Annotated in this window: 7 protein-coding genes and 1 pseudogene; all 8 read right to left on the bottom strand. The window is 66.8% G+C overall.

What is annotated here, in order from left to right; all coding sequences use genetic code 11:
- Window positions 1–1425 (bottom strand): peptide ABC transporter substrate-binding protein (locus ACWEV0_RS34770; protein WP_453153810.1); only part of this gene is annotated, 1425 nt, incomplete at its 3' end.
- A gap of 195 nt (window positions 1426–1620) precedes the next feature.
- Window positions 1621–2727, bottom strand: coding sequence for an ABC transporter ATP-binding protein (locus tag ACWEV0_RS34765; protein ID WP_453153809.1), 1107 nt, complete (start codon window positions 2725–2727; stop codon window positions 1621–1623).
- A complete protein-coding gene (locus ACWEV0_RS34760) occupies window positions 2720–3778 on the bottom strand; it encodes an ABC transporter ATP-binding protein (RefSeq protein ID WP_451609288.1) in 1059 nt (352 codons plus the stop codon). Before ACWEV0_RS34760 ends, ACWEV0_RS34765 begins: the two co-directional genes overlap by 8 nt.
- A 13-nt stretch (window positions 3779–3791) precedes the next feature.
- On the bottom strand, window positions 3792–4745 hold the full coding sequence (locus ACWEV0_RS34755) for an ABC transporter permease (RefSeq protein WP_453153808.1): 954 nt from the start codon (window positions 4743–4745) through the stop codon (window positions 3792–3794).
- On the bottom strand, window positions 4738–5670 hold the full coding sequence (locus tag ACWEV0_RS34750; protein WP_453153811.1) for an ABC transporter permease: 933 nt from the start codon (window positions 5668–5670) through the stop codon (window positions 4738–4740). Before ACWEV0_RS34750 ends, ACWEV0_RS34755 begins: the two co-directional genes overlap by 8 nt.
- Window positions 5671–5844: 174 nt before the next feature.
- On the bottom strand, window positions 5845–7488 hold the full coding sequence (locus ACWEV0_RS34745; protein WP_453153807.1) for a peptide ABC transporter substrate-binding protein: 1644 nt from the start codon (window positions 7486–7488) through the stop codon (window positions 5845–5847).
- A 417-nt stretch (window positions 7489–7905) separates the two neighbouring features.
- A complete protein-coding gene (gene typA / locus ACWEV0_RS34740; RefSeq protein ID WP_453153806.1) occupies window positions 7906–9807 on the bottom strand; it encodes a translational GTPase TypA in 1902 nt (633 codons plus the stop codon).
- A 319-nt stretch (window positions 9808–10126) separates the two neighbouring features.
- Window positions 10127–10680, bottom strand: a pseudogene (locus tag ACWEV0_RS34735) (ABC transporter family substrate-binding protein); the annotation flags it as partial.

Genomic DNA, 10680 nt, shown 5'->3' with positions numbered 1-10680 from the left:
GTCGAACTGGGGGTTGGAGTACTTGCCGTCGTTGGACGAGGCGTTGGTGTAGTACAGCGGCTGGAGGAAGTTCTGGATGAGCGGGTAGTCCATCTGCCAGCCGGCGCGGAACGGGCCCTTCATCTTCTGGGTGCTGACCTGGCTGCGGAAGTCGGCGAAGGTGCCGATCGGGTTGCCGACGCACGCCTTGTTGTTGCCGAGCGCGTTGTTGATCGAGTTGCAGACGGCGTCCACCCACTCCTTGTGGGAGCCGGTGTCGGCGTTGTACGAGATCGTCATCGTGCCGCCCGGGATGCCGCCGCCCTCGGCGACCAGCTTCTTGGCCTCGGTGGGGTTGTACACGCACGCGGAGCCGCAGACGTCCTTGTAGCCGCCGTCGCTGCCGAGGACCGGTGACGTCCAGTCCTTGGCGGGGGTGCGGGTCTTCTGGAAGATCGTCTGGGTGATCTGGGGGCGGTTGATCGCCATGGACAGGCCGGTACGGAGCTTCTCCTGCCCGGGCTTGTTCCACGCCGGGTCGTAGAACGGGAAGGCGATGGTCTGGATGATGCCGGCCGGGGTGTTGATGTAGCGGCCGCCGAGGTCGGCGGAGACGTTCTTGAGCTGCGAGGCGGGGATGTCGTCGACGAGGTCGAGGTTGCCGGCCGTCAGGTCGGTGTAGGCGGTGTTGTTGTCCGTGTAGACCTTGAGGGTGATGCCGCCGTTCTGCGCCTTGTCCGGTCCGGGGTAGCCGTCCCACTTCTTCAGGACCATCTGCGAGCCCCGGGAGTAGGAGTCGACGGTGTAGGGGCCGTTGCCGATGGGCTTGGCGAGCCAGCCGGCGTGGTCGTCGTAGAACGCCTGGGGCAGCGGTGCGAAGGCCGCGTAGCCGAGGGTGTCGGGGAAGGTCGAGAACTTCTGCGTGAGCTTGATCGTGAAGGTCAGGTCACCGGTCACCTTGAGGCCGGACATGGTCGTGGCGGTCGCCGAGCCCTTGTCGGGGTGGACCTGGTCGTAGCCCTGGATGTAGCCGAAGAAGTAGGCGTTCTTCTGATTGTTCTTCAGGCTCGCGCCGTAGTTCCAGGCGTCGACGAAGGACTTGGCGGTGACCTTCTCGCCGTTGGAGAAGGTCCAGCCGTCCTTGACGGTGACGGTGAAGTTGACCGAGTCGCTGGTCTCGATCTTCTCGGCGAGCACGTCCTTGGCCTCGCCCGTCTTCGGGTCGTACTGCTTGAGCCCGCGGAAGATCATGGAGAGGACCTTGCCGCCCTGGACCTCGTTGGTGTTCGCCGGTTCCAGCGGGTTCTGCGGGTCGCCCCACGAGGAGGTCACGACACCGTTCGCGCCCCCGCCGCCGCCACCGCTGTCACCACCACCGCAGGCGGTCGCCGCGAGGGCGACGGCGGTGGCCAGAGCGGCCCACTTGGCGTGCGTGGCTCCGCGCATGGAGTGCCTCCCGAATGTCCTGATGCTGACTTAGGCCCCAATATCACCTGATATTGACAGGAGTGCACTTTTACGGCGTCCGGATGAACCCACCGTTGAACCGACCGTTGAACCGGCCGCCGAACCGGCCGCCGAACGCACAGGGCCCCGGCACCCTCCGTGGGGGTGCCGGGGCCCTGTGGGGCACCGGGTGGATCAGACGGGGAGAACCGTCTTCTCCTCGGCGAAGTGGCACGCGGACTCGTGCGCGGCCGGGGTGTCCTGACCCTGGAACCGCTCCGGGACGGCCAGCAGCGGCACCTCGGTGGAGCAGATGTCCTGGGCCTTCCAGCAGCGGGTGCGGAAGCGGCAGCCCGACGGCGGGTTGGCCGGCGAGGGCACGTCACCGGTGAGGATGATCCGCTCGCGGTTCTCGCGGGCGTCCGGGTCCGGCACCGGCACCGCGGAGAGCAGCGCCTGGGTGTACGGGTGCGTCGGGTGGTCGTAGATCTCGGTGTCCGTACCGATCTCGGCCATCTTGCCGAGGTACATGACGCCGACGCGGTCCGAGATGTGCCGGACGATCGACAGGTCGTGCGCGATGAAGATGTAGGAGAGGTTGAACTCGTCCTGCAGCTTCTCCATCAGGTTGATGACCTGCGCCTGGACGGAGACGTCCAGGGCCGAGACCGGCTCGTCGCAGATGATGATCTCCGGGTTGAGCGCGAGGCCGCGGGCGATGCCGATGCGCTGGCGCTGACCGCCGGAGAACTGGTGCGGGTAGCGGTTGATGTACTCGGGGTTCAGACCGACGACGTCGAGCAGCTCCTGCACCTTGCGGCGCCGGTCGCCCTTCGGGGCCACCTCGGGGTGGATCTCGAAGGTCTCGCCGATGATGTCGCCGACCGTCATACGCGGGTTCAGCGAGGTGTACGGGTCCTGGAACACCATCTGGATGTTCCGGCGCACGGCCTTGAGGGCGCGGCCGGACAGCTTGGTGATGTCCTGGCCCTTGTAGAAGACCTCGCCCGCGGTGGCCCGCTCCAGGTTCATCAGGAGCTTGGCGACCGTGGACTTGCCACAGCCGGACTCGCCCACGATGCCGAGGGTCTCGCCCTGGTAGAGGTCGAAGGAGACCCCGTCCACGGCCTTGACCGCGCCGACCTGCTTCTTGAAGAGGATGCCCTGGGTCAGCGGGAAGTGCTTCTTCAGGTCGCGGACCTGGAGGATCGGCTCACCGCGCTTGACCGGGGCCTCGATCGCGGCCACGGCCGCCTCCTCGGACACGCCCTCGGCCTTGTCGTTCTTGGTGGTCTCAGCCATGGATCGTCTCCTTCCAGAAGTGGCAGGCGCTCTTGCGGCCCGGCAGCTCGCCGCCGTCCTGCTCGGTGACCGGCACCAGGGCCGGGATCTCCGTGTGGCAGATGTCGGTGGCCTTGGGGCAGCGCGGGTTGAAGGCGCAGCCCGACGGGATCTTCAGCAGGTTGGGCGGCAGGCCCTTGATCGCGTAGAGCTCCTGGCCCTTCTGGTCCAGGCGCGGGATCGAGTCGAGCAGACCCCGGGTGTACGGGTGCGCCGGGCGCTTGTACAGCTCGTGCACCGGCGCCTGCTCGACGATCCGGCCCGCGTACATGACGGCGATCTTGTCCGCGACGTCGGCGACGACGCCGAGGTCGTGGGTGATCAGGATCAGACCCATGTTGTACTCGCGCTGCAGCTCCGCGAGCAGGTCCATGACCTGGGCCTGCACCGTCACGTCGAGCGCCGTGGTGGGCTCGTCCGCGATGATCAGGTCCGGCTCCAGGGCGAGCGCCATGGCGATCATGATGCGCTGGCGCATACCGCCGGAGAACTGGTGCGGGTAGTCGCTGACCCGGGCCTTGGCGGCCGGGATCTTGACCTTGTCCATCAGCTCGACGGCCTTGGCCGTGGCGTCCTTCTTGGACAGGCCGTGGTGCACCCGGAACATCTCGCCGAGCTGGTAGCCGACGCTGAGGACCGGGTTCAGGGAGGACAGCGCGTCCTGGAAGATCATCGCGATCTTGCGGCCGCGGATCTTCCGGCGCTCCTCGTAGGACATCTTGAGCATGTCCTGGCCGCGGAACAGGATCTCGCCCTGCGGGATCTTGCCGGGCGGCATGTCGAGGATGCCCATGATCGCCTGCGCGGTCACGGACTTGCCGGAACCGGACTCGCCGAGCACGGCGAGGGTCTCGCCGGCGTCGACCGAGTAGTTGACTCCGTTGACCGCCTTGGCCACACCGTCGCGGGTGTGGAACTCGACGTGCAGGTCACGGACTTCGAGGAGCGGACCGGTGTGGTCGGCGCCGTCGCGCGGCGCGGGGACGGCCGCGGTCTTGTCGATGGTGCTCACGTGTACGCCCTCCTCAGCGCATCTTGGGGTCGAGGGCGTTGCGGACGGCTTCGCCGAGCATGATGAACGCCAGGACGGTGATGCTCAGCATGATCGACGGCCACAGCAGGATGTGCGGGGCAACGCGGATCTGGTCGACGGCGGTGGAGATGTCGACACCCCACGAGACGGTCGGCGAGGCGAAGCCGAGACCCAGGTAGGACAGGGTCGCCTCGGCGGAGATGTAGCCGCCGAGCGAGATCGTCGCGACGACGATCACCGGAGCCATGGCGTTCGGCAGGATGTGCTTGAACAGGATCCGCGTGGTGCCGGCACCGAGCGCCTTGGCGGCGTGCACGTAGTCGGACTGCTTGACGGTGATCACGGCACCGCGCATGACGCGGGCCATCTGCGTCCAGCCGAGGAAGGCCAGCGCGCCGACGACGACCATCACGGTGCGGTCCTCGAAGGACTGCAGGACGACCATGGCGCCGAGCAGGAACGGGATGCCGAAGAAGATGTCGGTGATCCGGGAGAGGATCGCGTCCCACACGCCGCCGAAGTAGCCGGCGAGCATGCCCATGAGGCCACCGAGGACGGTGACGATCAGGGTGACGCAGACGCCGACGATGATCGAGGCACGGGTGCCGTGGATCATGCGGGCGTACACGGAGCGGCCCTGGCCGTCGTAGCCGAGCCAGTCGGGCTGGCCGACGTTCCCCAGGTCGGGCTGGCCCAGGTAGTGCTTGACCAGGTCACCGGTGGTCGGCGAGGCGTTGGTGAAGATCCCCGGGAAGGCGGCGACCGCCAGCAGGAAGAGGATCAGCACCGACGAGACGATGAAGTACGGGTTGCGGCGCAGGTCGCGCCAGGCGTCGCCCCACAGGGAGCGGGCCTTCTCCTGCTTCGCCGGGGCCGCGGTCTCGGCCGGGGCCGGAGCGGCGACGGCGTCCTCGACGGCGGAGGCGGTCTTGGTCACGTCAGGCATACCGGATCCTCGGGTCCAGGACCGCGTACAGCAGGTCGATGAGCAGGCTGGTGACGAGGTAGACGATCACCAGGATGGTGACGAGGCCGACCAGGGTCGTGCCCTCGCGACGGGAGATCGACTCGGCGATCAGACCACCGACGCCCTTGATGTTGAAGATCTTCTCGGTGACGACCGCGCCGCCCATGAGCGCGCCGATGTCGGTGCCGAGGAAGGTGATGACCGGGATCATCGAGTTGCGCATCAGGTGGACGCCGATGATGCGGCGCTTCGGCAGGCCCTTGGCGATGGCCGTGCGCATGTAGTCGGCGCGCAGGTTCTCCGCCATCGTGGTGCGGGTCAGTCGGGTCACGTACGCGAGGGAGAGACCGCCGAGGACGATCGCCGGGGCGATCAGCTCGGACCACTGCACGTCGTTGCTGACGTTCGGGGCGATCCACTCCAGGTTGAAGGCGAACACCATCTTGATGATGAAGCCGAGCACGAAGACCGGGATCGAGATGATCAGCAGCGTGAAGATCAGGATCGCGTTGTCGGCGAGCTTGCCGGCCTTCAGGCCACCGATGATGCCGAGGCCGATGCCGAAGATGAGCTCGAACGCGAAGGCCAGGCAGGCCAGTTGGAGCGTGACGGGGAACGCGTCTCCAAGGACCTCGGTGACCGGGCGACCGTTGCGGATCTGGTTGCCGAAGTCCAGGTGCAGGATCATGTCCCGCATATAGACGAAGTACTGCTCCGGCAGTGACTTGTCGAGACCCAGCTCATGACGCTTGGCGGCCAGGGTCGCGGGATCCGCACCCTTGTCACCGAACATCGCCAGCACGGGATCACCGGGCAGGCTGTGCACCATGAGGAAGATCAGCAGGGTTGTCCCGAGGAAGACCGGGATCATCTGGAGCAGTCGTCGTGCGACATAGCGCCCCATCATGCCTCCGTTGAGATGTGACGGCCGCAGCCGACGGGCCCTCCCCCGACAGCATGCCCGTTTCCGGGCACGCTGATGTCGTGGAAGGGCCCCCCAGCCACTGCGTAAGGCGCCGTTACGCGGAGTTGACGGTCCGTCAACTCCGCGTTCGGCGAGCGGACTACGCTTGGGTGATTACTTCTTGACCTCGACGCCGGTCAGGATCGGGTCGCCGTCCTGGCCGTAAGCCACGCCGGTAACCTTCTCCGAGTAGCCCGCGTTGACCTTGTAGTACCAGAGCGGGATCGACGGCATGTAGTTGATCAGGTCCTTCTCGATGGCCTGGTACGCCTTGACCGACTCGTCGAGGGTCTTCGCCCCGTCGGCGGCCGCGATCTTGGCGTCCAGCTCCTTGTTCGAGAAGTCACCCTGGTTGCCGCCCGCACCCGTGCGGAACAGGTCCGAGATGAAGTTGGCGTTCACCGGGTAGTCGAGCACCCAGCCGGAGCGGTACAGGGACTTGACCTGCTTGGTCTTACGGGCCGTCAGGTCGGCCTGGAAGTCCGGCTTGCCGTCGCCGACGCACTGGACGCCGGTCGCCTGCTGGATGGAGTTGCAGACGGCCTCCACCCACTCCTTGTGACCACCATCAGCGTTGTACTGGATGGAGATCTTGTTGTTCGGGACGCCACCGCCGGCCTTGATGAGCTCCTTGGCCTTGGCGGGGTCGAACTTGGTGATGTCGCCGGCCGCGTTCTCCTGGAAGCCCAGGACACCCTTGGCGACCCAGCCGGTGGCGGGCTCGCGGGTGCCGTTGAGCACCGTCTTGGTGATGGTGGCGCGGTCGATCGCCATGGACAGACCCTGGATGACGCGCGGGTCGACCTGCTTCGGCTTCTTCCACTGGTCGGCGTAGAAGGCGACGGCGATGGTCTGGATGGCCGAGTACGGCTGGTCCACGGCGCGGTCGCCGAGGTCCTGGCGGTAGACCGGCAGGTCCTTCGGGGCGAGCTGACGCAGGACGTCGACGTTGCCCGACTTCAGGTCCTCGTAGGCGGCCTCGAGGGTGGTGTAGTTCTTGAAGACCACACCGCCGTTCTTCGCCTTGTTCGGGCCCTTGTAGCCGTCGAAGCGGGTGACCTCGATCTGCTTCTTGTGGTCCCAGCTCTTGAACTTGTAGGGGCCGTTGCCGATCGGGTGCTGGCCCGCGGCCTTCGGGTCCTTGTAGAAGGACTCCGGCAGCGGCGCGAAGACGATGTAGGCGAGCTTGTGCGCGAAGTACGGAACCGGCTTCGACAGCTCGATGGTGAAGGTGTTGTCGTCGACGACCTTCAGACCGTCCAGCGTGTCCGCGGTCGGCTTGGCCTTCTCGTCCTCCGGGTGGACCTTCTCGAAGCCCTTGACGTCGGCGAACCAGGACGCGAGGCCCATGGCGTTCTTGACGTTGGCGTTCCAGTTCCACGCCTTGACGTAGGACTGGGCCGTGACCGGGGTGCCGTCGTGGAAGGTCCAGCCCGGCTTGAGCTTGACGGTCCAGGTCTTCGAGTCCGTCGTGGTGACCGACTCGGCGTTGATCATCTGAAGCGAACCGTCGGCCTTGTAGTCGACCAGGTTCGCGAACAGGCCCTTCATGACCGCGGAGCCGTTCGACTCCATCGTGTCACCGGTGTACAGCGGCTTCTCCGGCTCGCCGAGCTCGATCGAGAAGATCCCGTTCGGGTCGACCTTCGCCTTGGCGTCGGAGCCGCCGTCGCCACCCTTACCCCCGCCACAGGCGGTCGCAGCCAGGGCGACAACGATCGCGCCCGCTACCCACTTGGCGCTCTTGGCACCGCGCATGGGTTCCTCCTCATGAGTCCACTTTGTCACTACAAGAGAGGCACTCCATGCGCGCTGCCGACACCCCTGACGGCGTTGCACCCAAGTGCCTCGAGTGTGCTCGTGAGTCGGCACTCCCCACAGTGCGTGACCCATTGACCCGAGCTCAATGGAGCCAACTATTAAGTACGTCCGGGCTGTAAACCACACTTAAGTGGTCTCGTTTTGACAACATCGCCAAGCCACCGAAGACCGAAATCCGGACAAAGCGAGCACAGACAGACACCGACGAAACGGACCGTTAACACACGTTCCGGAGAGCGACGACCGATATCCGGACGGCCGTCCGCTCAAACCAACTTGACGAAAAGTTGAAAAGGGCTCGGCCCCCCGCACGTGGTGCGGGGGGCCGAGCCCTGAATGTGAGCTTCCGCTCTATCAGCCGTTCTTGGCGCGCGACGCGGAGCGGCCACGCTCCTTCTGGTCCAGGACGACCTTGCGGATGCGCACGGCCTCCGGGGTGACCTCGACGCACTCGTCGTCGCGGCAGAACTCCAGCGACTGCTCGAGCGAGAGCTTGCGCGGCGGGACGATCGCCTCGAAGGAGTCGGCGGAGGAGGAGCGCATGTTGGTGAGCTTCTTCTCCTTGGTGATGTTCACGTCCATGTCGTCGGAGCGCGAGTTCTCGCCGACGATCATGCCCTCGTACACCTCGGTGCCCGGGTCCACGAAGAGGACGCCGCGCTCCTGGAGGTTCGTCATCGCGAAGGCGGTGACGGCACCCGCGCGGTCGGCGACCAGCGAACCGTTGTTACGGGTCTGCAGCGGGCCGAACCACGGCTCGTGGCCCTCGTGGATCGAGTGGGCGATGCCCGTGCCGCGGGTGTTGGTGAGGAACTCCGTACGGAAGCCGATGAGGCCACGGGACGGAACGACGAACTCCATGCGGACCCAGCCGGAGCCGTGGTTCGACATGTTGTCCATGCGGCCCTTGCGGACGCCCATGAGCTGCGTGACGGCGCCCATGTGCTCCTCGGGCACGTCGACCGTGAGGCGCTCGACGGGCTCGTGGATCTTGCCGTCGACCTCCTTGGTGACGACCTGCGGCTTGCCGATGGTGAGCTCGAAGCCCTCGCGGCGCATCTGCTCGACCAGGATGGCGAGCGCGAGCTCACCACGGCCCTGGACCTCCCAGGCGTCGGGACGCTCGGTGTCGAGGACGCGCAGCGAGACGTTACCGACGAGCTCGCGGTCCAGACGGTCCTTCACCTGACGGGCGGTGACCTTGCGGTCCTTGACCGCGGACTTGGCCTCCGCGCCCTTGCCGGTGCCACCGCGGCCGACGAGCGGCGAGGTGTTGGTGCCGATGACCATGGAGATGGCCGGCTGGTCGACCGTGATCAGCGGCAGCGCGATCGGGTTCTCCGGGTCGGCCAGGGTCTCGCCGATCATGATGTCCGGGATACCGGCGACGGCGCAGATGTCACCGGGGCCGGCGACCTCGGCGGGCTTGCGGGTGAGCGCCTCGGTCATCATCAGCTCGGTGATGCGGACGTTGGAGATCGTGCCGTCCCGCTTGATCCACGCGACCGTCTGGCCCTTGCGCAGCTCGCCCTGCTCGACGCGGAGCAGCGCGATACGGCCGAGGAAGTTGTCGGCGTCGAGGTTGGTGACGTGCGCCTGGAGCGGCGCCTCCTCGTCGTACGACGGGGCCGGGACGTGCTCCAGGATCGTGGAGAAGAACGGCTCCAGGTTGTCGCTGTCGGCGGGGACGGTGCCGTCCTCCGGCTTGGTCAGCGAGGCGATGCCGTCACGGCCGCAGGCGTAGACGATCGGGAACTCGATCTGGTCCTCGTCGGCGTCCAGGTCGAGGAAGAGGTCGTAGGTCTCGTTGACGACCTCGTCGATCCGGGAGTCCGGGCGGTCCGTCTTGTTGATGCAGAGGATGACGGGCTTGCGCTGCTGGAGGGCCTTGCGCAGCACGAAACGGGTCTGCGGCAGCGGACCCTCGGAGGCGTCCACCAGGAGGACGACGGCGTCGACCATCGACAGACCGCGCTCGACCTCGCCACCGAAGTCGGCGTGGCCGGGGGTGTCGATGATGTTGATCGTGATCGGGGCCCCGCCGTCCTTGGGGTGGTACTTCACCGCCGTGTTCTTGGCGAGGATCGTGATGCCCTTCTCACGCTCCAGGTCGTTCGAGTCCATCATGCGGTCGTCGAGCTGCTGGTGGGCGGCGAAGGCACCGGCCTGCTTGAGCATGGCGTCGACGATGGTCGTCTTGCCGTGGTCGACGTGGGCGACGATGGCAACGTTACGGATGTCGTGGCGCGTGGGCATGGGTGGCTTGCGCTTCTCTCGGATCGTGGGAATCGGCGTCAGTTCCTCTTACGCCCGCCGGGCGGACGCGCCACGGCTATGTCCCATGGTACGGGGCCGCCGCGCAAGGGGCTTCCCCGGAGGGATCCGAGAGGGTCTACTGGGAGGTTTCAGGGGTGGGGAGCGGTGCTGCGGGGTCCTGCTGCCGGGTCAAGGGGCGAACGTGATCCTGCCCGCCGGCGGCACCGGCGGGCAAGGAAATTGAGCTGCTTCTGAGCTTGCGATTTGGACTTTCGGCTACTTTCGGGTAATGCGCCGCTTCCGTGGCACCTGTACGGGGCTACTTCCGTGTGTTCCGCTCCGCGCCCTGCGCCGACTCGGGCTTCTTGAAGCCGATGTCCTGGTAGCGCGGGGCGGCGAAGCCGAAGGCGCCCGCGTTCACCACGTCCGGCTTGGCGGCGACCAGCTGGGGGCGCTGGTAGAGCGGGATGGAGCCGGCCGCGGCCCAGATCCGGGCGTCGGCCTGGCGGACCAGGTCGCGGGCCTCCGCCTCGTCGAGGGTGGCCGCCGCCTGGTCGAAGAGCTGGTCGATGCGGTCGGTGCCGACGCGGGCGTAGTTCTGCTCGACGAGCAGCGAGCCGTCGGAGGCCGGTTCGGGCTTGGCGTAGATGGGCCGGGCGTCGGTGGCCGGGAAGGCGGTCGCCGGCCAGGAGTAGAGGGCCAGGTCGTAGTCGCCGGAGGCGATGTGGTCCTTGAAGAAGCTGTCGTCGGAGACCTTGGTCACTTCGGTACGGATCCCCACGGCGTCCAGCATCCGCACGATCCGGTCGCCGACCGCCCGCAGCGCCTCCGAGCCGGGCCCGGACGGCAGCACGAAGCGCAGGCTGAGCGGCT

The sequence above is a fragment of the Streptomyces sp. NPDC003943 genome, from assembly GCF_053605265.1.
The sequence above is the reverse complement of the archived record's forward strand: the minus strand, read 5'-3'. Positions and strand labels throughout refer to the sequence as shown.